The 20869-nt window shown below is 74.5% G+C and carries 19 protein-coding genes and 3 pseudogenes; 3 read left to right on the forward strand and 19 right to left on the reverse strand.

Features of this window, described 5'->3' with window-relative positions:
* Positions 1-88: 88 nt before the first annotated feature.
* Entirely contained in the window at positions 89-1558 is a 1470-nt protein-coding gene (gene yczR, locus Prubr_RS01735; RefSeq protein WP_212820941.1) for a MocR-like transcription factor YczR, read from the reverse strand.
* A 58-nt stretch (positions 1559-1616) separates the two neighbouring features.
* Here yczR and yczE point away from each other — a divergent pair, with 58 nt between their 5' ends.
* Positions 1617-2354 (forward strand): membrane protein YczE, encoded by a 738-nt coding sequence (gene yczE, locus Prubr_RS01740; RefSeq protein ID WP_246568219.1) that lies wholly within the window; start codon positions 1617-1619, stop codon positions 2352-2354.
* 51 nt (positions 2355-2405) lie between these two features.
* A complete protein-coding gene (locus Prubr_RS01745; RefSeq protein ID WP_212820942.1) occupies positions 2406-2870 on the forward strand; it encodes a hypothetical protein in 465 nt (154 codons plus the stop codon).
* Positions 2871-3007: 137 nt separating this feature from the next.
* On the opposite strand, the pseudogene hisF reads toward Prubr_RS01745, so the two are convergent.
* The 8 genes and pseudogenes from hisF to hisD all read right to left on the reverse strand — a co-directional run bounded on the left by hisF (position 3008) and on the right by hisD (position 8942).
* Positions 3008-3783 (reverse strand): annotated as a pseudogene (hisF, locus tag Prubr_RS01750) (imidazole glycerol phosphate synthase subunit HisF).
* A gap of 67 nt (positions 3784-3850) precedes the next feature.
* Complete coding sequence (priA, locus tag Prubr_RS01755) at positions 3851-4582, reverse strand: bifunctional 1-(5-phosphoribosyl)-5-((5-phosphoribosylamino)methylideneamino)imidazole-4-carboxamide isomerase/phosphoribosylanthranilate isomerase PriA (protein ID WP_212820944.1); 732 nt, start codon at positions 4580-4582, stop codon at positions 3851-3853.
* A 21-nt stretch (positions 4583-4603) separates the two neighbouring features.
* Entirely contained in the window at positions 4604-4930 is a 327-nt protein-coding gene (locus Prubr_RS01760; protein WP_212820946.1) for a hypothetical protein, read from the reverse strand.
* Positions 4931-5042: 112 nt separating this feature from the next.
* The gene (hisH, locus tag Prubr_RS01765) at positions 5043-5663 is read right to left on the reverse strand and encodes an imidazole glycerol phosphate synthase subunit HisH (RefSeq protein ID WP_212820948.1); all 621 of its coding nucleotides are present in this window, start codon (positions 5661-5663) and stop codon (positions 5043-5045) included.
* Positions 5663-5833, reverse strand: a complete 171-nt coding sequence (locus tag Prubr_RS01770; RefSeq protein WP_212820950.1) for a hypothetical protein — start codon at positions 5831-5833, stop codon at positions 5663-5665. The genes hisH and Prubr_RS01770 overlap by 1 nt, the downstream gene beginning before the upstream one ends.
* A 16-nt stretch (positions 5834-5849) precedes the next feature.
* Positions 5850-6473 (reverse strand): imidazoleglycerol-phosphate dehydratase HisB, encoded by a 624-nt coding sequence (gene hisB, locus Prubr_RS01775; protein WP_212820952.1) that lies wholly within the window; start codon positions 6471-6473, stop codon positions 5850-5852.
* 70 nt (positions 6474-6543) lie between these two features.
* On the reverse strand, positions 6544-7617 hold the full coding sequence (locus Prubr_RS01780) for a histidinol-phosphate transaminase (RefSeq protein ID WP_212820954.1): 1074 nt from the start codon (positions 7615-7617) through the stop codon (positions 6544-6546).
* Positions 7614-8942 (reverse strand): histidinol dehydrogenase, encoded by a 1329-nt coding sequence (gene hisD, locus Prubr_RS01785; RefSeq protein WP_212820956.1) that lies wholly within the window; start codon positions 8940-8942, stop codon positions 7614-7616. The genes Prubr_RS01780 and hisD overlap by 4 nt, the downstream gene beginning before the upstream one ends.
* A gap of 87 nt (positions 8943-9029) precedes the next feature.
* On the opposite strand from hisD, the gene Prubr_RS01790 reads away from it, so the two are divergent.
* Positions 9030-9731 (forward strand): LON peptidase substrate-binding domain-containing protein, encoded by a 702-nt coding sequence (locus Prubr_RS01790; RefSeq protein ID WP_212820958.1) that lies wholly within the window; start codon positions 9030-9032, stop codon positions 9729-9731.
* Here the strand turns inward: Prubr_RS01790 and Prubr_RS38095 are convergent.
* From Prubr_RS38095 to Prubr_RS01840, 10 genes and pseudogenes are all read right to left on the reverse strand, one after another.
* Positions 9646-10596, reverse strand: a complete 951-nt coding sequence (locus Prubr_RS38095) for a DUF2567 domain-containing protein (RefSeq protein WP_212820959.1) — start codon at positions 10594-10596, stop codon at positions 9646-9648. The two genes, Prubr_RS01790 and Prubr_RS38095, sit on opposite strands and share 86 nt — an antisense overlap.
* Before the next feature lie 88 nt (positions 10597-10684).
* The gene (locus tag Prubr_RS01800) at positions 10685-12514 is read right to left on the reverse strand and encodes a DUF6311 domain-containing protein (protein WP_212820961.1); all 1830 of its coding nucleotides are present in this window, start codon (positions 12512-12514) and stop codon (positions 10685-10687) included.
* A 140-nt stretch (positions 12515-12654) separates the two neighbouring features.
* Positions 12655-14673 carry a MinD/ParA family ATP-binding protein gene (locus Prubr_RS01805; RefSeq protein WP_425517976.1) on the reverse strand — a complete coding sequence of 673 codons (2019 nt, stop codon included), beginning with the start codon at positions 14671-14673 and terminating at the stop codon, positions 12655-12657.
* 134 nt (positions 14674-14807) lie between these two features.
* Complete coding sequence (locus tag Prubr_RS01810; protein ID WP_212820963.1) at positions 14808-15830, reverse strand: hypothetical protein; 1023 nt, start codon at positions 15828-15830, stop codon at positions 14808-14810.
* Between the two features lie 42 nt (positions 15831-15872).
* The gene (locus Prubr_RS01815) at positions 15873-16751 is read right to left on the reverse strand and encodes an RluA family pseudouridine synthase (RefSeq protein WP_212827339.1); all 879 of its coding nucleotides are present in this window, start codon (positions 16749-16751) and stop codon (positions 15873-15875) included.
* Between the two features lie 224 nt (positions 16752-16975).
* Positions 16976-17632 (reverse strand): annotated as a pseudogene (gene lspA, locus Prubr_RS01820) (signal peptidase II); the annotation flags it as partial.
* Positions 17533-17955: a TraR/DksA family transcriptional regulator gene (locus tag Prubr_RS01825; protein WP_212820967.1), complete on the reverse strand. Its 423-nt coding sequence runs from the start codon at positions 17953-17955 to the stop codon at positions 17533-17535. The gene Prubr_RS01825 and the pseudogene lspA, both read right to left, overlap by 100 nt.
* A 241-nt stretch (positions 17956-18196) precedes the next feature.
* Positions 18197-19698: pseudogene (locus Prubr_RS01830) on the reverse strand (potassium/proton antiporter).
* 22 nt (positions 19699-19720) lie between these two features.
* Positions 19721-20062: a DUF167 domain-containing protein gene (locus Prubr_RS01835; RefSeq protein ID WP_212820969.1), complete on the reverse strand. Its 342-nt coding sequence runs from the start codon at positions 20060-20062 to the stop codon at positions 19721-19723.
* Positions 20063-20209: 147 nt separating this feature from the next.
* Positions 20210-20728, reverse strand: a complete 519-nt coding sequence (locus Prubr_RS01840) for a hypothetical protein (RefSeq protein ID WP_246569142.1) — start codon at positions 20726-20728, stop codon at positions 20210-20212.
* Positions 20729-20869: the final 141 nt, after the last annotated feature.

Here is a 20869-nt window from a genome sequence, read left to right on the forward strand (position 1 = left end):
CGGGGCGGGCGTCCAGGGGACGCCCGCCCCGCGCGTGTCCGGAGCCGTGGTCACGCGCCACGGCTGCGCCTCCCGCGCCGGGCGCGGGTCAGGCGATGACGGCCGGTTCACTCCACCGTGGACGGCTGGTCCGGTCGAGGTCGTAGCGGACCGCGGCGATCCGCTGCACCGCGTCGACGAGTTCGGCGGCGGGCAGCGTGAACGGCAGTCGCAGGAAGCGTTCGAGCGTACCGTCCAGGCCGAACCGGGGGCCGGGTGCGAGCCGTACCCCGACGTCCTCGGCGGCCCGGGCCAGGGCGCTGGAGACCGGCCCGTCCAGTTCGGCCCAGAGCGTGACCCCGCCGCCGGGCACCGAGATGCGCCAGTCCGGCAGCATGTCGGCCACGGCGGCGAGCATGGCGTCGCGCTGCGCGGCGAGCTGCGTACGCCGGGCCGACACGATCGTCGCGGCCTGGGCGAGCAGCCGTACGGCGACCAGCTGGTCGAGGACCGGGCTGGCCATGTCGACGCCGACCCGGGCGGCGGCCAGCCGCTGCACCAGCGGCGCGGACGCGCGTACCCAGCCGATCCGCATCCCGCCCCAGTAGGGCTTGCTCATCCCGCCGATGCAGATGACCCGGGAGTGCCGGTCGAAGACGGCGGTCGGTGGCGGCATCGGGGTGCCGTCCAGCGGCAGGTCCACGAACGACTCGTCGATGATCAGGTCGGTTCCGCTGGCGTGGGCCGCGGCGACGACCGACTCGCGCAGCGCGGCCGGCATCAGGTGCCCGGTCGGGTTCTGGAACTCGGGGATCAGGTAGGCCAACCGGGGCCGGGTCTGGCGCAGGCTGGCGAGCAGCAGTTCGCCGTCCCAGCCGGCCCCGTCGCCCTCGGGGGTGACCGCCAGGCCGTGGGTGGCGATCCGGGCCCGGCGGGCGGCGAGCGCGGCGAGCGCGTTGGGATAGGTGGGTGATTCGACCAGTACGCCCGCCCCGGGCGGCAGGGTCAGCCGCAGCACCAGGTCCAGGGCGTGCTGGGTGCCGTTGGTCACCATGATCTGTTCGGGGCTGGTCGGCAGGCCGCGGTCGGTGTACGTACGCGCGACGGCCTCGCGCAGTTCGGCTATTCCGGTCGGGTGGTAGCCGGCGCCGTGGAGATAGCGGGGCAGGTCCTCGGCGGCGGCGCGGGCGGCGGGGACCAGTTCGGGCGGGGCGGCGAGCGCGGCGACCCCGAGGTCGATCATGTCGAGGTCGTCCTGCGGGGTCCACAGCCCGGAGCTGGCCACCCGGTGCCCGCCGGGCAGCGTGGTCCAACTGCCGGCGCCGCGCCGGCTGGTCAGGTGCCCGGTCTCGCGCAGTTCCCGGTAGGCGGCGGTGACCGTGGTACGGCTGACCTTCAGCGCCTCGGCCAGTTCCCGCTCGGCGGGCAGCCGTACGCCCAGCGGCAGGCGCCCGTCGGCGAGCAGGCCGCGGATGGCGCCGGCGAGGGCGGCGTAGTCGGGGCTGCGTCGGCGGCCCGGGAGTGCATGCCACTGCCCGAGCAGGCGGGCCAGTTGGCTACCTCGCACCGTACTGGTCATGCCACTCCTCCGAGATTGGCTCTTATCCTTCCGCAGATTGGCCCCCAGAGTGGCATGCGTGGCAAAGATTGGCAATTTCCGTGACCGGCGGCTGCCCCGGCGGCTGGTCCAGTTGTACGCCGGCCTGGCGCTGTACGGCGCCAGCATGGCGCTGATGATCGAATCGACTCTCGGGCTCAACCCGTGGGACGTCTTCCACCAGGGCCTCGCCATCCACACCGGACTGTCGATCGGCACCGTGAGCATCCTGGTCGGCGCCGTCGTGCTGATCCTGTGGATCCCGCTGCGGCAGCGCCCCGGCCTCGGCACCGTCAGCAACGTGGTCGTCGTCGGCCTGTCGGTCGACGCCACCCTCGCCGTGCTGCCCGCCCCCCGGGCCCTGCCGCTGCAGGTCGTCTTCCTCGTCGGCGGCATCGTGGCCAACGGGATGGCGACCGGTCTCTACATCGGAGCCCGGCTCGGCCCCGGCCCCCGTGACGGCCTGATGACCGGCTGGGTGGCGCGGCGACCGGGCCGGTCGATCCGGATGGTCCGGACCGTCATCGAGGTCACCGTGGTGACGGTCGGCTGGCTGCTCGGCGGCACCGTCTGGATCGGCACCCTGCTCTACGCGGTCGCCATCGGCCCGCTGGCACACCGGTTCATCCCACTGTTCACCGTGCCCGACCCGGACCGTCCCCGCCCCGGCCCCGACAATCTCCGCGCGGGCCCCGACCACCCACGCACCGGCCCGGTCCAGGTCGGACCCGCCGGATCCGGTTCCGTGCCGGACGACGACCGGAAAACGGGCGGATAACAGGAGGATCCAACAGTTCCATCGGTGGCACTCGACGGGCATCATTGGCGCATGGCCGACGAGGGGTGGCGGTGGACGGACGCGTGGATCTTCGTCTCGGTGGTCATCGCCGGTGGGGCGGGACGACACCTGCGGGCACCGACATCCCGCCGCCCGGAGGGCATCCGCCTCGCCGACGTGCTCTCCACGGCCGACCACCTCAACCGTGCCATCCCCGAGCGTGAGGACGTCGAGACCGCGGTGCGTCGGCTGGCCGGTGCCGGCCTGATCAGCGTCGACGACGGCTGGTTCCGGCTCACCCCGAGCGGCGAGACGCTGTGGCGCACGCGGCCGCGCAGCGGGCTGGCGACGGCCGTCGACACCATCCACGGTGCGCTCAACCGGCGGCACGCGCCGGGCGACGCGGACTGGGCGCTCGACGAACGCGAGCACGCCCGCGCCGTCCATGAATACGCCGCCCACTTCACCGCCCCGGCCCCGCGCCGCTCGCCCGAGGGCGGCCCCTACCGCGACTGAGCCGGATCGGTCACGGGCCCACGATCGATCCGGCCGGGCCCACGGCCCCGCCATCGATCCGGGCGGGCCCGGCGATCCGGGCGGGCCCACGGCCACGCGTGGCGGGCCGGGTCAGCGGCGCTGCGCCGCGGGCCGGGTCAGCGGACCGGGTGGCCGCTCGCCCGCAGGGTGTCCTTGACGTCGCCGATGGTCAGCTCGCCGAAGTGGAAGACGCTCGCGGCGAGCACCGCGTCGGCACCGGCCGCCACCGCCGGCGGGAAGTCGCCGAGCGCGCCCGCGCCACCGCTGGCGATCACCGGGATGTCGACCGCCGCCCGGACCGCCTCGATCAGCGCCAGGTCGAAGCCGGCCTTGGTGCCGTCGGCGTCCATCGAGTTGAGCAGGATCTCGCCCGCGCCGAGTTCGGCGCCCCGGCGGGCCCACTCGACGGCGTCTAGCCCGGTCCCGCGCCGGCCGCCGTGCGTGGTGACCTCGAAACCGCTGCCGCCGGCCGCCGGGCTGTCGGCCGGGGTCCGCCGTACGTCGAGCGACAGCACCAGCACCTGGCGGCCGAAGCGGTCGGCGATCTCGGCGATCAGCTCCGGTCGGGCGATGGCCGCCGTGTTCACCCCGACCTTGTCGGCGCCGGCACGCAGCAGCGTGTCGACGTCGGCGACCGCCCGTACGCCGCCGCCGACGGTCAGCGGGATGAAGACCGACTCGGCGGTCCGGCGTACGACGTCGAGCATCGTCCCCGGCCGGCGGAGGAGGCGGTCACGTCGAGGAAGGTCAGCTCGTCGGCGCCGGCGCGGTCGTAGGCCGCCGCCAGCTCGACCGGGTCGCCGGCGTCGCGCAGGTCGACGAAGTTGACCCCCTTGACCACCCGTCCGGCGTCCACGTCGAGACAGGGGATCACCCGTACCGCCACCGTCATGGCCCGACCCTATCCGCGGTGGCCCGCCCCTGCGGCCGGGGCGTGAGGTGGACCTCGCGGCCGACGGTCACCGGCCGGCCTCGGCGAGCACGGCGAGCGCCTCGGCGACGGTGAACGCGCCCGCGTAGAGCGCCTTCCCCGCGATGACGCCCTCGACGCCGACCGCCTCCAGGGTCGACAGGGCCCGCAGGTCGTCGAGGGTCGACACGCCGCCGGAGGCGATCACCGGCGCGTCGGTACGGGCACAGACCTCGCGCAGCAGGTCCAGGTTCGGGCCACGCATCGTGCCGTCCTTGGTGATGTCGGTGACGACGTACCGGGAGGCGCCGGCCTTGTCGAGCCGCTCCAGCACCTCGAAGAGGTCCCCTCCGTCGCGGGTCCAGCCGCGGGCGGCCAGGGTACGGCCGCGCACGTCCAGGCCGATCGCGACCCGGTCGCCGTACTCGCCGACGATTCGGTCGCACCACTGCGGGTCCTCCAGCGCGGCGGTCCCGATGTTGACCCGGGCCGCCCCGGTTCCCAGCGCCGCCCGCAGCGACTCGTCGTCCCGGATCCCGCCGGACAGTTCGACGTTCACGTCGATCCGGCGGACCAGGTCGGCGAGCAGGTCGGCGTTGGAGCCCCGACCGAAGGCGGCGTCGAGGTCGACCAGGTGGATCCAGGTGGCACCGTCACGCTGCCAGGCCAGGGCGGCCTCCAACGGGTCGCCGTACGTGGTCTCGCTGCCGGCGGCACCCTGCACCAGGCGTACGGCCTGGCCGTCGGCGACGTCGACGGCGGGCAGAAGGGTGAGGCTCAACGGAAACTCCTTAGTGGGGTTCTAGGTACGCCGGCCGAGGGCGATCACGACGACGGCCGGCAGGACCAGCAGCATCAGCAGGATCAACGCGATGCGCAGGGCGACGTTGTCGACGAGCAGCACGATCACCGCGACGGCGCACAGCGTGAGGATGACGATCCCGGCGCGTTCGCCCCGGCTGCGGCGGGCGAGCAGCCGCCCCGTACGCCGGTCGGGCAGCCGCGGGGTGAGCCGGCGCAGCAGGGCCCGGCGACGTTGCCGGCGCGCGACGGTACGGGCCCGGCGGGCCCGCTCCCGGTCGAGTTCGGCCTGCCGGGCCGCGCGCCGCCGGGCCCGTTCCTTGCTCACCGCCAGCCACCGCCGCCCGTACGACGCCGGCGCGGGACGCCCGGTGGCCGTCGCCCGTCGCTGTCGATCCGACGCGTCCGCGGGGCGGCCGGTGGCCGCCGTGGACCGCGGTTCACAGGGTCGCGATCCAGTTGCGCAGCAGCGTCGCCCCGGTGTCGGCGGATTTCTCCGGGTGGAACTGGGCCGCGGACAGCGGGCCGAGTTCGACCGCCGCCGCGAACGGCGCCCCGTGGTCGGCGGTGGTGACCAGCGCACCGGCCCCGGCCAGCGCGCCCGGGTCCAGCGCGGCGTACGAGTGCACGAAGTAGAACCGCGAATCCGGTGGCAGACCGGCGAGCAGGCGGGAGCCGGCCGGCGGGTCGACGGTGTTCCAGCCCATGTGCGGCACCCGCCGGGCCGGCAGCCGGGTGACGCCGCCGGGCAGCAGGCCGAGTCCCTTGGTGACCACGCCGTGCTCCTCGCCGTGGCTGAAGAGCACCTGCATGCCGACGCAGATGCCGAGCACCGGCCGGCCGGCGGCGACCCGGTCGGCGATGACCGGGCCGGCGCCGAGCGCGTCGATACCGGCCATGCAGGCGGCGAAGGCGCCGACACCCGGCACGACGAGCCCGTCGGCGCCGGCGGCGGCGGCCAGGTCGGCGGTGACGGTGACCGAGGCGCCGGCCCGCACCAGCGCCCGCTCGGCCGACCGCAGGTTGCCCGACCCGTAGTCGAGAACCACGACTCCGGCCATCAGTTGTCCCCCGGTAGCAGCCAGAGCACGCCGCCGGCGGCGGCGAGCAGCGCGAGTACGGCGACCAGACCGACGGCGCCACGCCCGGCGCCCTGGCGGTACATCGACCAGGCGCCGCCGACCAGGATCCCGGCGAGCGCCAGGAGCAGGATCGGGATGGCCGCGCCCATCAGGCCCGTCCCCGGTTCACAGCGTGCCCTTGGTGCTCGGGATCGCCCCGGCCAGCTTCGGGTCGACCGACACCGCCTCGCGCAACGCCCGGGACACCGCCTTGAACTGCGCCTCGACCACGTGGTGGGCGTCCGGGTGGCCGCCCGGACGGGCCGCCCGCAACACGTCGACGTGCAGGGTCAGCCGGGCCGTCTGCCCGAACGACTCCCAGATGTGCCGGGTCATGCTGGTCGCGTAGACCCCGCCGATGTACGGCACCAGCAGCGGCTCGTCGTGCACGACGTACGGCCGGCCGGACAGGTCGACGGCGGCCCGGACCAGCACCTCGTCCATCGGCACGGTCGCCGAGCCGTAACGGCGGATGCCGGCCTTGTCGCCGAGCGCCTGCGCGAACGCGGTGCCGAGCGCCAGCGCGGTGTCCTCGATCGTGTGGTGCGCGTCGATCTCCAGGTCGCCCTCGGTGTGCACGGTCAGGTCGAAGCCGCCGTGCCGGGCGATCTGGTTGAGCATGTGGTCGTAGAAGCCGACCCCGGTGCTGATGTCGGCCTTGCCCGTGCCGTCGAGGTCGATCTCGACGAGCACCTTGGTCTCGGCGGTGGTCCGCTCCACCCGCCCGATTCGCTCGCTGCGCTCGCTCATGACAGCTCCTCGCTTCGCTCACAGCCGCCATGAGTCAACCTGAGCCGCCCGATTCGCTCGCTGCGCTCGCTCATGACAATCCCTCGATCGCGGTCAGGAAGGCGTCGGTCTCCTCCGGTGTGCCGGCGGTGACCCGCAGCCAACCGGGCAGGCCGACGTCGCGGATCAGCACACCACGGTCGAGCAGGCCCCGCCATGCGGTCTTCTGGTCGCCACCGACCTCGAAGAGTACGAAGTTCGCGTCGCTGTCGGCCACCCGGATTCCCCGGTCACGCAGCGTGGCGACGATCCGGTCCCGTTGCGCCTTGATCGCCTCGACGGTGCCGAGCAGTGCCGCGCGGTGCGCGAGCGCCGCGCGGGCGGCCGCCTGGGTCAGCGCCGACAGGTGGTACGGCAGCCGGACCAGTTGCACCGCGTCGACCACGGCGGGGTCGGCGGCCAGGTAGCCGAGCCGGCCACCGGCGAACCCGAACGCCTTGCTCATCGTGCGGGTCACCACCAGTCGCGGGTGCCCGGGCAGCACGGTCAGCGCGCTCGGGGTGCCCGGCCGGGCGAACTCGGCGTACGCCTCGTCGACGACGACCATGCCGGGGGCCACGTCGAGCACCGCGGTCAGCACGGCCGGGTCCAGCGCGGTCCCGGTCGGGTTGTTGGGCGAGCAGAGCAGCACCAGGTCGGGCCGGTGCCGGGCGACCTGGGCCGCGGCGTCCGCGGCGGTCAGGTCGAACGACGCGCCGCGCCGCCCGTCGACCCACGTGGTCCCGGTCCCCAGCGCCAGCAGCGGGTGCATCGAGTACGCCGGGGTGAACCCCAACGCGGTCCGCCCCGGTCCGGCGAACGCCTGGAACAGCTGTTGCTGGATCTCGTTGGAGCCGTTCGCCGCCCACACGTGGGCGCTGGTCAGCCCGTGGCCGAGGTAGTCGGCGAGGTCGGTGCGCAGTGCCACCGCGTCCCGGTCGGGATAGCGGTTGAGATCCCGCAGTTCGGCGGTGACCGCCTTGGCGATCGCCTCGACGACCGGCTCCGGCACCGGGTACGAGTTCTCGTTGGTGTTCAGCCGCACCGGCACGTCGAGCTGCGGCGCCCCGTACGGGCTGCGGCCGCGCAGGTCGTCGCGCAGCGGCAGATCATCAAGAGTGGTCACAGGTCGGCTCCCGGGAAGCGGGCCTTCACCGCGTCGCCGTGGGCCGGCAGGTCCTCGACGGCCGACAGGGTCACCACGTGCCGGGCCACGTCACGCAGTGCCGGCTCGTCGTACTCGACGATGTGGATGCCGCGCAGGAACGACTGCACGGACAGCCCCGAGGAGTGCCGGGCGCAGCCGCCGGTGGGCAGCACGTGGTTGGAGCCGGCGCAGTAGTCGCCGAGCGACACCGGGGCGTACGGGCCGACGAAGATCGCCCCGGCGTTGCGTACGCGCAGCGCCCACTCCCGCGCGTCGCGGGTCTGGATCTCCAGGTGCTCGGCCGCGTAGACGTCGACCACCCGCAGCCCGGCCTCGAGGTCGTCGACGAGGACGGCGCCGGACTGCTCGCCGGTCAGCGCGGTGGTGACCCGTTCGGCGTGCTTGGTGGCGGCGACCTGCCGGGTCAGTTCGCGCTCGACCGCCTCGACGAGTTCGACCGACGGGGTGACCAGGACGCTGGCCGCCAGCGGGTCGTGTTCGGCCTGGCTGATCAGGTCGGCGGCGACGTGTGCCGGGTCGGCGGTGTCGTCGGCGAGGATGGCGATCTCGGTCGGCCCGGCCTCGGCGTCGATGCCGACGACGCCGCGCAGCAGCCGCTTGGCCGCGGTCACCCAGATGTTGCCCGGCCCCGTGATCATGTCGACCGGCTCGCACCGCTGCCCGCCGCCGACGTCGGAGCCGTACGCCAGCATCGCGACCGCCTGGGCGCCGCCGACGGCGTAGACCTCGTCGACGCCGAGCAGCGCGCAGGCGGCGAGCACCCGGGCGTCCGGCAGCCCGCCGTTCTCGGCCTGCGGCGGGCTCGCCACGACCAGTGCCCCGACCCCGGCGACCTGGGCCGGTACGACGTTCATCACCACCGTCGACGGGTACATCGCCAGGCCGCCGGGCACGTAGAGGCCGACCCGGGAGACCGGCACCCAGCGTTCGGTGACCGTGCCGCCGGGCACCACCTCGGTGACCGTGTCGGTGCGCCGCTGGTCGAGGTGCACCTTGCGGGCCCGGGCGATGCTCTCGACCAGCGCGGCCCGTACGCCGTCGTCGAGGGTCCGCTCGGCGGCGGCGATGGCCTGCGCCGGCACCCGGAACTCGGAAAGGTCCAACCCGTCGAAACGATGGGTGGCGTCACGGATCGCCGTCAGACCATGCGCGCGCACCGCCTCGACAACCGGGCGGATCCTGTCGACCGCGACGGAGACGTCGAGTTGGGCACGGGGCAGCAGGCGGCGCGGGTCGGAAGAGCCGTCGGGGCCCTCCGCGCGCAGGTCGATCCGGTTCAGCACGCTTGCGAGTCTAGGCGGCACGCCACGGACCGGTCCGACGCCGCCCAGCGGGCGGGACGGTGAGCCAGGCCACGCTAGGCTCGACCGGTGAGTCAGCGGCTGCCGATGTTTCCCCTCGGAACGGTGCTGTTCCCCGGCCTGGTGCTGCCGTTGCACATCTTCGAGGAACGTTACCGGGAACTCGTCCGGCATCTCGTCGCCCTGCCCGAGGGCGCCCCCCGCGAGTTCGGCGTGGTGGCCATCCGCAAGGGCTGGGAGGTACGCCCGGCGGCCGGCCCGCCCGGCACCCCGGTGCCGGGGCCGGTCACCCTGCACGAGGTGGGTTGCACCGCCGAGATCCGGCAGGTGACCGAGCTGCCCGACGGGCGCTTCGACATCGTGACGGTGGGCCGGCGCAGGTTCCGGATCGCCGGCGTCGACGAGCAGGCGGCGTCCTACCTGACCGCCGATGTCGAGTGGCTGCCCGAGCCGGCCGGCCAGGAGGCCGTCGCCGACCTGCTGGCGCCCCGGGTGCTGGCGCTGTTCCGGCGTTACCTGACCCTGATCCGTACCGACAGTGCCGAGATCACCGAGCAGCTGCCCGACGATCCGACCGTGCTGTCGCATCTGGTGGCGGCGACCGCGGCGCTGACCGTCACCGACCGGCAGAGCCTGCTGGCCGCGCCCGACACCGCGAGCCGGCTGCGGGCCGAGCTGCGGCTGCTCAATCGCGAGGCGGCTTTGCTTCGCCAGGTGCGGGCGGTGCCGGTGCCGCTTCCGGAGATCGCGGTGCCGGCGAGTCCGAACTAGCCGGGTTCCCGTCGGCCGGCGGGAACCCGGCCGACGGAGCCCCGGTGGGCGGCCCGGCGGTGGGGTCCACCGGAAGGCCGGGTGCCGGCCCGGCGCCCGGTGGTGCCGGCCAGCCGGTGGTGCCGGCCGGGGCCGGCCAGCCGGCCGTGTCGGCCGAAGCCGGCCAGCCGGCCGTACCGGGGTGTTCGGTGGTGCCGGGCGGTTCCGGCCACGCCACGCCGGCCGGCGGGAGACCGAAGCCCGGTTCCGGCTCCGGCCGCAGGGAGGCGTACCGGGACCAGCCGGCCAGCAGGGTGTACGTGACGGCGGCGGCGAACGCGGGCACCAGCAGGTCGCCCTGGAGGGTCGGAACGAACCCGAACACCCACTCGAACCGGCCGGCGCGCAGGTCCGGCGGGCGGCTGATCAGTTCGCCGACCGGGGCCGTCTCGAGCAGGCGCTGGTATTCCGCCAGCCCGATCCGCCGGCCCACCTGCCAGGCCAGCGGCGCGGCGCCGAGCCCGCCGACGACCACGGCGACCAGCCCGGCGGGCCCGCGCTGTCCGCGTAGCAGGACCCAGCCGAGCACCGCGACCAGCACTCCGAAGGCCAGCCCGAGCAGGCTGAACCAGCCGTCGGCGGCGACGAACTGCTCGGGCTGCGGCTCGGTCAGCGCGCCGCCGGTGGCGGTTCGGAGCACCGGTACGTCCGGTGCCAGGGCCGCCCACAGCAGCCCCAGCGGCACCCCGAGCCCGGCAACGACCAGCGCGGTGGCGACGGCCACCAGCAGCGTCCGGCCGGCCGGTCCGCGCCGGGGCTCGACGCCCGGCGCGGGTGCCGGGAACGGCTGTGGCGCGGCGGGCGGCTCAGGGTCGACGACACTCACCGGTTGATCCTCCCAGGCGTGTTCGGGGCCGCCCGCCCCCGGTCCGGACCACGACCGACCGGGCCGCCGGGCACGCCGGTCACCGGCCTCACCGCAGTCCGCGGACGTCCCAGGCCCACAGTTCGGGCGTACGGATCGGCGGCACGCCGAGGATGGCGGTGACCACCGGTTCGGCCAGCACCCCGTTCGGGTGCAGCGGTACGACGAAACAGTCCGCCCGCCGGTACCGGATGTCCTCGACCGCCTGGGCGCGCACCTGCTCGGTGATCTCGGGCACCCGGGCCCGGATGATCGCGTCGTAGATGAGTGTCTCGGTCGGCCGCGGCGCCGTCCCCCACTGTCCCTTGCCGTCCGGGCCGCGGGTGATGTGGTAGCCGCCGTGCACCGCGAACCCGTAGCCGGCGTCGCGCTGCCAGGTCATCTGCCGGATGCCGTCGACGAACGCGACGACCGTGCCGCCCTCGTCCGCGCAGCCGCGCCACTCGCCCTGGCTCACGAACCGCGGGCTCGGCACCTCGCCGACCGCGGCCGGCGGCAGTGGGATCAGCGGTACCAGCACCGCGACGACCGCGGCCGGCCACAGGCGGGCCAGCGGGCGGTCACCCGTGGGCGCGGCACCGACCGTGAGGGCACGGTCCCAACTGGCTGCGATCAGTATCCCGATCACCGGGATGAGCACCATGCCCAGGCGCAGCGGGATCACGTCGCGGAAGACCGGCAGCCGGTCGACCAGGTCCCAGGGGCCGGGTATTCCGAGCGGCTCCCCGGCCAGTTGCAGTTCGGCGCCCAGCGAGAGCAGGCCGAAGCCGATCCCGGTGAGTACGGCGCAGCGGACGGCGACCCGCCGCCACAGCCAGATCGCGCAGACCAGGGCGAGGGCGAGCAGCGGCCAGCCGAAGAACGTGGCCTGCTCGCTGACGTTCGGCGAGAACCGGGCGGCGGTCGCCGGGTCACCCCCCAACGAGTACGTCGGGTAGTTCACGAAGGCGCCGAGGTCGGCGGGGTACTTCTCGTTCGGGACCCCGTGGTAGGCGTGCGGGCCGAAGAACTGGGTCCAGAGCGGGTAGCCGAGCGCGAGCAGGGCGATGGCCACCGCGAGGGCGAGGCTGGCCAGCGCGCCACGCAGCCGGTCGCGTAGTTCGCGCCACCGCCACACCGCGTAACAGGCGAGGAAGGCGACCAGGGCGAGCGCGGCCAGAAAGATCGGCTCCTCGCCGGTGAGCAGCTGGGCGATGGCCAGCAGGCCAAGCTGGATCCCGTTGCGGACGGTGCGGCCGGGTTCGCCCAACCGGAGCACGACCCACAGGATCAGCGGGATCAGGAACAGCGCCGACATGTGCAGGTGCCCGGTCGCCTGGGAGACCATGCCGGGGGCGAAGCCGCAGAAGAGCCCGCCGACGAAGGCGGCGGAGCGCGTCCCGACGACCCAACGCAGCAGGAAGAAGTACCAGGCGACCGCGGTGCCGGCGAGCGAGACGGTCAACAGCAGGGTGGCCGACAGCCCGGCGCTGCCCAGCAGGGTCACCGGGGTGAGGATCACGCCGGGCAGCAGGACCGACGTGTTGGCCATCAGGTTCACCCCGTTCGGGGCGCCCAGGTCCGGGGCGAAGAACGGGTTCTCGAGGTTGGTCACCGCCACCGCGGTGTGGCCCAGCATCCATTCGAAGAGCTCGTAGTCGGCGGCGTTGTCGTAGAGGACCCGGCCGTGCGGGTCGACCCACAGGTGGCCGAAGACCGCGACGGCGGCCAGGAGCATCGAGGCGACCACCGCGAGATGGCACCAGCCGGCCGGGAGCGCGGCCACGCGGTCGGCCAGCCGGCCGAGCCGGTCGGCGACGGTGGTGCCGGACCGGGCGCCGGAGTGCCGGTCGTTGTCACCGCGCTGCGTGGGGGTGCGCACGTCGCCCGAAACAACCACGTTGGGATCCTATGCGCGTACCGGGCGAAGTACAGTCCGCGACAGCCGGCAGCGGCGGGAATCGCCGCGGGTTCCGGACGGCACGCCGTTCCGCCGACCGGGTGGATCCCGGCACCGGACGGCCGACCGCCCCGGTCGGCTCAGCGGGCGAACGGCTCCAGCATCACCGAGGCGGCCCGCAGCCAGGCGTCGCGGGTGTCGGGTTGCAGTTGCCCGTATTCGATCGAGGAGCCGGTCTCCAGGGCCGGGTCGTACGGCACGATCGCGACCGCCCGGGTCCGGGTCGCGAAGTGCCGGGCGAAGTCGTCGAGCATGGGCGACTTCTCCGGGTTGGGGCACGACAGCAGGGTGACCGCGTTCGCGGCGAGCTCCCCCATCCCGACGTCGTGGAGCAGGTCGAGCATCCAGTCGGCGGTGAACGCGGCGTCCTCGCGCGGCACGGTGGTGACGACGAGCTGGTCGGCGGCCTGCAGGACGGTACGCCAGTTGGCGCTTTCCACGTTGTTGCCGGTGTCGACGCAGATCACGTCGTGGGTGCGGCGCAGCAGCTCCAGCACCCGCTGCACGGTCGCCTGGTCGAGCTGCTGGGCGAACCGGGAGTTCTCCTCGCCGGCCAGCACGTCGTACGACCCGTCGGAGGCGTGCCGCAGGTAGTCGTCGAGCCAGTCGGTCAGTTCGATCCCGTGCCGCCCCTCGATCTCGGGCAGGTCATCGATCAGGTGCCGGATCGTACGGGCGTGCCGGGCGCTGCCGGCGCGCAGGCCGAGCGTGCCCCGCAGCTCGTTGTCGTCCCAGGCCAGCACGCCGCGGCCACGCACGCTGCCGACCGTGGCGGCGGCGAGCACGGTGGCGGTGGTCTTGTGCACCCCGCCCTTGGGGTTGGCGAACGCCACCACCCGCGGGGTGCCCATGTCGCGGCGCAGCACGCTGGCGGCCCGGGACACCTCGGCGTCGACGGCGTTCGCCTGCCACTGAAGGGCGCCCGGGGCGACCCGGGCCTCGGCGCGGGCGGCCGGTACGCGCGCCGACCCGACCCCGGAGCGGGTCGGCTCGGGGCGTGCCGCCTGGAGCGGCTCGGCCCACGACGGCTGGGGCGGCTCGGTCCAGGACACCTCGGCCCGCCCCGGCGCCGCCGGCTCGGTCCACGGCACCTCCGCCCGCCCCGGCGCCGCCGGCTCCGTCCACGGGGCCTCGACCCGCGCCCGGCCGGGCACCTCGGCGCGGGAGCGTACCGGCGCCTGCGCCCGGGGCTGGGTCCGCGGCTCGGTCCACGTCTCGCCCGCCGGCTCCGCCCACGACGACCGTGCCACCGGCTCGGACCTGGCGGGGGCCGCCGGCTCGGTCCACGACTGGGACCGCGGCTCGGTCCACGAGGGGACCGCCGGCTCGGTCCGCGACTGGGACCGTGGCTGCGTCCACGGCTCCTCGGCACGGGCCTCCGCCCGCGGCTCGGCCCACGGCGCGTCGGCCCGCGCCGGGGTCTGCGGCTCGGTCCACGGTCGGGCATCCCGAGGCTCGGTCCACGGCCGTTCGACCTGGGCGGAGCCGCGGGGCGGATCGGGCGTGGGCGCGGGCGGGTCGAGGTGGGCGCGGTAGCCGTTGTCGAGCAGCGACCACCGGGACTCGGCGGCGGGCTCGGGTTCGGGCCGGCGACGCGGCTCCGGTTGGTAGGTCGACTCGCCCCGGGGCCGGGCGCCGGGGTCGTAGCCCGGGTCGGGCCGGAACCGCGGCTCCGGCTCGTAGCGGGCCCCCGGGTCGTAGCCGAGGTCCGACCGCTGGCCGAACTCGTAGCGGGACTCGGACCGGTCGGGCAGCGGATCGGAAAGCGGGTCGGCCGAGCCGTAGCGCGGCTCGACGCGGGCCGAACCGGCCGGGCCGGGGTCGGCGGGCTCGTAGCGGGAGAAGTCGGCCGGGCCGGGGTCGGCCGGATAGCGCCCGGAATAGCCGGGGTCGGCGTGACCGGACCCGGCGGCGGTGCCCCGGTAACCGTTCGTGGCCGGCCGCGACGCCGGCTCCTCGGCCCGCCGGGACCCGCCCCGACGCTCGCCGAGTTCGGGCTGTTCCCCGGTGCGCCCGCCGAGCAGCGCCCGGTCGAGCAGTGCCCGCCAGCGCGGGGCCGGTTCGGCTGGCCGGCCCCAGCCGGCCTCGGTGCCCTCCACGGCTCACCCTCCCCGCGCCATCGGTTTCGCCTGACAGGCTACGAAGGAAACCCTATTCGGGCTACACCAGACCGCCTACACCACCGTCAACATGTTCCAACGCACGGACCGTCACCGGGATGTGGCCGGGCCGGTCACTGTCCGTCCGAGGGGGTCAATCCGGTGCTCGCCGGGGCCTCCGGATCGCCACGGCCGCTCTCCGTCGCGCCGGGCGTGACGGACGGCACACCGGCCGGCGAGGTCTCGTCCGACGGTCGCGCCCCGCCCGCCGACGGGGTCTGGACCGCCCCCGGTACGCCGGAGGCCGACGGCGTCGCCCCGTCGGCCGGGTCGGCGAGGCCCTGGTCCACCGGTGGACGCACGATGTCGTCCTGCTCGGGCAGCGGCGGCAGGAACACCGCGCGGTCGAGCCGTCGTACCTCCGGTGCCGGATCGACCGCGCGGACCTCGGTCCGGGCCGCGATCCGATCGAGGCCGGCCGGCGTGGCCCGGACCACCGCCGCGTAGACGCAGGAGCATTTCGACCGGTAGGCGGTGGCCTCGGCCGACGCGACCCGGACCCCGCTGTCGTAGACCGCCCGCAGTTCCCGCTCCGGCTCGCCGTCGCCGGCCACCGCGTCGGCCCGCTGCTGGTAGTCGGCCGCCTCCCGGTCCTTGCGCCCGGCCACCAGGCCCATTCCGGCGACCACGTCGGTCGGGATGCGGAAGGCCGGGATCCGGACGATCTGGGTCTGGGTCTCCGGCAGCGGTACCCGGGTGAAGACCTCGGACACCGAGACGCCGTCCAGGACCGGGGTCAACCGGTCCGGTGCCAGATACGCCGAGAACGTCACCAGGGCGTACGTCTCTCCCGACGGGGTGTCGACCGGCGGTTCGGCCAGCATCCGCGCCAGTTCGTGGCGGCTGGCCGAGACGTAGCTCGGGATCGAGTCGCCCTCGACCACCCCGACCCGCACGACCTCGCCGACGGTCGGATCGCCGGCCTGCCGGCGGTCGGCCGCCCAGACGGCGGTGACCAGCACGGCGGTGGCCGAGAGCAGCGCGGCGCCGGTCAGTACCCGGGACCGGACCGGTCCCTGGCCGAGCCGGGCCATCCCCCGGGCCAGGGGTGGCAGGAGGATGCTGTCCAGCCGTCGCAGCAGGTCGCCGGCACGCACGGGAAACTCACTCCCTTAACAGGCGGAGGTCTCGGAGTGCGCTCAGCCCCGCAGTACGGCGAGCGCGTGTTCCAAGTCGTCAGGGTAGTCGCTGACGAACCGGACCTCTTCGTCCGTACGGGGGTGTAGGAAGCTGAGCGCACGGGCATGCAGCCACTGGCGGGACAGCTTGAGTCGACCGGAAAGTGTCGGGTCCGCACCGTACGTCAGGTCACCGACGCACGGATGCCGCAGTGCCGAGAAGTGCACCCGGATCTGGTGCGTACGGCCGGTCTCGAGTCGTACGTCCACCAGGCTGGCGGCCGGGAACGCCTCCATCGTGTCGTAGTGCGTGACGCTGGGCTTGCCGCCGGACACCACCGCCCACTTCCAGTCGTGCGACGGATGGCGGTCGATGGGCGCGTCGACGGTGCCGCGCAGCGGGTCGAGGTGCCCCTGCACGACGGCGTGGTAGCGCTTCTCGACCTCGCGGTACTTGAACGCCCGCTTCAGGACGCTGTAGGCGTGTTCGCTCTTGGCCACCACCATCAGCCCGGTGGTGCCGACGTCGAGCCGGTGCACGACACCCTGGCGTTCGGCGGCGCCGCTGGTGGCGATGGTGTGGCCCATCCCGGCGAGCCCGCCGATGACGGTCGGGCCGGTCCACCCCGGGCTCGGGTGGGCGGCGACACCCACCGGCTTGTCGACGACCACGATGTCGTCGTCGTCGTACACCACCCGCAGGCCGGGCACGACCTGCGGGGTGACGGTCGGCGGTGCGGGCGGGGCGGGCAGCGTGACCTCCAGCCAGGAGCCGGCGCTGACCTTCTCGGACTTGGCGCGCACGATGCCGTCGACGAGTGCGTCACCGGCCTCGACCAGGGTCGCGGCGGCGGTGCGGGACAGCCCGAACAGCCGGGACACGGCCTGGTCCAGGCGCATCCCGTCGAGCCCGTCGGGGACCGGCAGGGACCGGCGGTCGCCGGCGGGGCGGGCGCCGGCCGGCGCGCCGGCGGTCACCGGTCGCTCCGGGCGACGAACCGGTCCGGGTCGGACGCGGCCGCGGGCCGGGCCCCGGTGGCCCCGTCGGCGGTCCCGGTGGCCCTGTCAGCGGCCCCGGTTGCCCCGTCGGCGGCCTTGGCGGTCCCACCGGTGGCCTCGCGGGCGCTGATCCGGGTGCCGTCCCGCTGCCGGCCGGTGAACTCGAGGAAGATCGCGAACAGCACGCCGCAGACCAGCGCGCTGTCGGCCAGGTTGAAGATGGGGAACACCTGGCCGCGCGGGTCGAAGACGCTGACCATGTCGATGACGTGGCCGAGGAAAGGGCCGGGGGCCCGGAACACCCGGTCGACCATGTTGCCCAGCGCGCCGCCGAGAACCAGGCCGAGCGAGATCGCCCACGGCACCGACCGCAGCTTGACGGCCAGCCAACCGATCCAGCCGACCACCACGATGGTGACGGTCGGGAAGACCCAGGTGTAGTCGCTGCCGAGGCTGAAGGCGGCGCCGCTGTTGCGGATCAGCGTGAGGTAGACGGCGCCGCCGAGCAGACGTACCGGTTCACGCTCGTCGAGCGTCTGCAGGGCGAGGTGTTTGGTGCCGAGGTCGGCGAGCACCGTCACGACCGCGAGCGTCACGAGGACCGTCACCGCCCGCCGACGGGTCGCGGCCGGGCGTGGCCCGGCCGCGTCGGGTACGGCGGTCATGTGGTCCCCACCGGCATTCAGCGTCGCTCCTCCAGCTGCTTGCACGTCACGCACAGCGTCGCCGACGGGAATGCGGCGAGCCGTTCGACCGGGATCGGGTTGCCGCACCGCTCGCACCAGCCGTAGGCGCCCTCGTCGAGCCGTTCCAGCGCCCGTTCCACCTGCGTGATGCGCTCCAGGATGCTGTTGACCAGCGAGATCTCCTGCTCCCGCTCGAGCGTCTTGGTGCCCGTGTCGGCGTGGTCGTCCCCCGCCGAGTCGGTCAACCGGCCGCGCTGGAGCTCGGTGATCTCGCTCAGCGTCTGATCGTACTCGGCGCGCAGTTCGTCGCAACGTGCCGCCAGGGCGGCCCGGATCTTCTCGGTCTCCGCGGCACTGCGGGTGCCCCTGGCCACCGGCGTTCCGGCGGTCGCGGTCTTGGTGTCAGCTGGCTTCGCCATCGTCGCTCCCTTGGCCGCGGCGTCCGCGGCGATCGGCGGTGCCTGGACAGGACCCCGCGCCGCCGTCATCGTCGACGGGCGGGTTTGGCTCCCAGTAGCAGAACGGTGCGCGGCGGTCGCCGCGCACTCCGGAGATTCGCAAGAATACGGAACGTACACACGTCCGACAACATCCCGCGCAGTTCTGACTGGTTTGCACCCTAATTAACCGCCAAATTAGGGCAAAGGGAACTCTAGCTGATCATTCGGCGCGACCGTCGCCATATTCGTGAAACCAACGGGCCAACCTGCCGCGCCGACCGACCGCCCGCAGCCGCCGCTCGGTCTCCTCCCGTACCTGCGCGGTCGCGACGATCAGCAGACTGTCGCCGACCTTGAGCCGGGTATCCGGCTCCGGCACGGACCCGGTCCCGTCGCGCAGCAGCAGGGTCACCACCGCGCCGACCGGGAGCCGCAGCTCGTCCAGGTGCACCCCGGCCAGCCGGGAACCCGGCGGGATCTCCAACTGCAACAGGTCGGCCCCCATGCGGTCCAGCGGCGCGGTCTCCACCACGATCTCCGCCGGCTCGGCGGGCGCGGTCACCCCGAGCCGGCGGGCCACCGGCGCCAGCGTCGACGTCTGCAGCATCGTGAAGATCACCACGAGGACGAACACCGCGTCGAACAGCCGGGCCGCCCCGGCGCCCCCGCCGACAGCGGAATGGTGGCCAGCACGATCGGGACCGCGCCCCGGAGCCCGGCCCAGGACAGGAACAGCCGCTCCCGGACACCGAATCCGAACGGCAGCGTCGACACCAGCACCGACAGCGGGCGGGCCAGGAAGACCAGTGCCACCCCGGCGACGACCGCCGGCAGCACCGCGTCGTCCAGCCGGCTCGGCGACACCAGCAGGCCCAGCAGCACGAACAGGCCGATCTGGGCCAACCAGGCCAGCCCGTCGGCGAACCCGAGGATGGCCTGCCGGTGCGGCAGCCGGGCGTTGCCGAGCACCACCCCGGCGACGTACACGGCGAGGAACCCCGACGCGTGCACCACGGCCGCGGCGGCGTACGCCAGCACGGTCAGCCCGACGGCGGCGATCGGATACAGCCCCGCCGCCGGCAGCGCGGCCCGGCCGAGCAGCCACCGCCCGGCCCGCCCCACCAGCAGCCCCACCGCCGCGCCCAGTGCCAACTCGTAGGCGAGCAGCAGACCCTCCTGCCACCACGGGTGGGCGCCGAAGCCGGTCGTGGAGAGCAGGACGACCAGCAACACGACCGGGGCGTCGTTCATCCCCGACTCGGCCTCGAGCAGCGCGACCAGCCGACGTGGCAGGCGCAGCCGGCGCAGCGTGGCGAAGACCGCGGCCGCGTCGGTCGACGAGAGCACCGCCCCGTAGAGCAGGGCGAGCCGCCAGTCCAGGCCGAGCACGAGGTGGAGCACCGCGCCGACCACGACGATGCTCACCGCCACGCCGACGGTGGCCAGGGTGGCCGCCGCGGCCAGCACCGGCCGCAGCGTGCTCCACCGGGCGGTCAGCCCACCCTCCGCGATGATCACGATGAGGGCGCAGAAGCCCAGGGTACGGGTCAGCTCCGCGTCGTCGAACCGGATGCCGAGCCCCGCCTCGCCGATGGCGACCCCGAGTGCCAGATAGACGAGCAGGCTGGGCAGCCCGAGCCGGGTGGAGAACCGGACCGCCCCGACGGCGACGAGCAGGACGGCGGAACCGATCAGCAGCGCGACGTCGAGGTTGCCGGTCATCGGTGCCCCGCGCCGGCGGTCCTCAGTCCGCGGATCCGTCGCGCAACCGGCGCAGCCGGGCGTCGAGGAGGGGGACGGGACCGTCCACCGCGAACACCTTGTCGCGGCTGGTGGTCCCGGTGCGTAGGGTCACCGCGGCCGGGCGTACGTCCAGCGCGGCGGCGAGCGCCCTGCGGACCGCCTCGGTGGCCCGGCCGTCGACCGGCGGGGCGTTGACCGCCACCACCAGCGCCGGCCCGTACGGCCCCTCGTGGCAGCCGCCGACCCGGGCCCGGGAGACGCCCGGCTTGACCCGTACGGCGACGGTGAGCGACCCGGACGGGGTCGGTTCACCCGCCGTACGACGGCCGCCGGCACTGGTCATGCCTCATTGTGCCGGTCGACCGGCCCCGGCCGCGTCCGTCGGACAGCCGAACGCCGGCCCCGCCGGGTGGTCGAGGTGGCCGGGCGGCTCGGTGCGGGGGCAGCCAGCGCCGGCGCGTCGGGCCACGCGGGGCGGCCGGCGGCGGGGTCAGACCCGGCGGGCGTCGGCGAGCAGGGCGCTGTCCGGCTCGCACAGGCTGCACGGTGTGAAGCCGAGTTCGACCGCCTCGCCGACCGGTATCGGTTCGCCCTCCCGGCCGAGCAGGTGGACACAGCCGACCAGGTGATAGCGGGGCCGTCCGTCGACCACGAGGACCTCGCTGGTCATCCGGGCGATCCGGGCCGCCTCGGCGGGCGAGACGTACTGCGCGGCCGGCTCGTCCGGCGGGTCTTCCTCGTCCGCCGGCTCGGCGGCGTAGGACCGGGCGCTCTGGTCGGCCGAGGTGGACCGGTAGACGGGCTCGTCGACCGGCGCCGCCCGGGTGAACGGCTGGTCGACCGGTGCCGGGCGGGCGAACTGCCCATGCGGGTCGAGGTCGTCGGTCGACGCCTCCCGTGGGTAGCCGCCCTGTGCCGGCACGGTCGGCGCGACCGGATCGGCGACCGCGACCGATGTGTCGCCCTCAGCCCAACTCCCGGCACCACGCGGGGCGGTGGGCTCGGTCACCCGGGCCCCCGTCCCACCACGGCGGTAGTGCGGTTGGTCGTCATCCTCGTCGCCGGCACGCGGGCCCAGATCGTCGTCGCCCGGGCCGACCCCGGCGCGGGCGGCGGCCGCCTGTCGGGCACCCACCACCAGCGCGACGGC

It is taken from the genome of Polymorphospora rubra (genome assembly GCF_018324255.1).
In the GTDB taxonomy this organism is placed as follows: Bacteria; Actinomycetota; Actinomycetes; order Mycobacteriales; family Micromonosporaceae; genus Polymorphospora; species Polymorphospora rubra.

Excerpts from the sequence above, each read along its gene's own strand:
- yczR (WP_212820941.1), bottom strand. The coding sequence starts at position 1,558 with ATGACCAGTACGGTGCGAGGTAGCCAACTGGCCCGCCTGCTCGGGCAG.
- Prubr_RS01745 (WP_212820942.1), top strand. The coding sequence starts at position 2,406 with ATGGCCGACGAGGGGTGGCGGTGGACGGACGCGTGGATCTTCGTCTCG.
- hisH (WP_212820948.1), bottom strand. The coding sequence starts at position 5,663 with ATGGCCGGAGTCGTGGTTCTCGACTACGGGTCGGGCAACCTGCGGTCG.
- Prubr_RS01770 (WP_212820950.1), bottom strand. The coding sequence starts at position 5,833 with ATGGGCGCGGCCATCCCGATCCTGCTCCTGGCGCTCGCCGGGATCCTG.
- hisB (WP_212820952.1), bottom strand. The coding sequence starts at position 6,473 with ATGAGCGAGCGCAGCGAGCGAATCGGGCGGGTGGAGCGGACCACCGCC.
- Prubr_RS01815 (WP_212827339.1), bottom strand. The coding sequence starts at position 16,751 with ATGCGCCTGGACCAGGCCGTGTCCCGGCTGTTCGGGCTGTCCCGCACC.
- Prubr_RS01825 (WP_212820967.1), bottom strand. The coding sequence starts at position 17,955 with ATGGCGAAGCCAGCTGACACCAAGACCGCGACCGCCGGAACGCCGGTG.
- Prubr_RS01835 (WP_212820969.1), bottom strand. The coding sequence starts at position 20,062 with ATGACCAGTGCCGGCGGCCGTCGTACGGCGGGTGAACCGACCCCGTCC.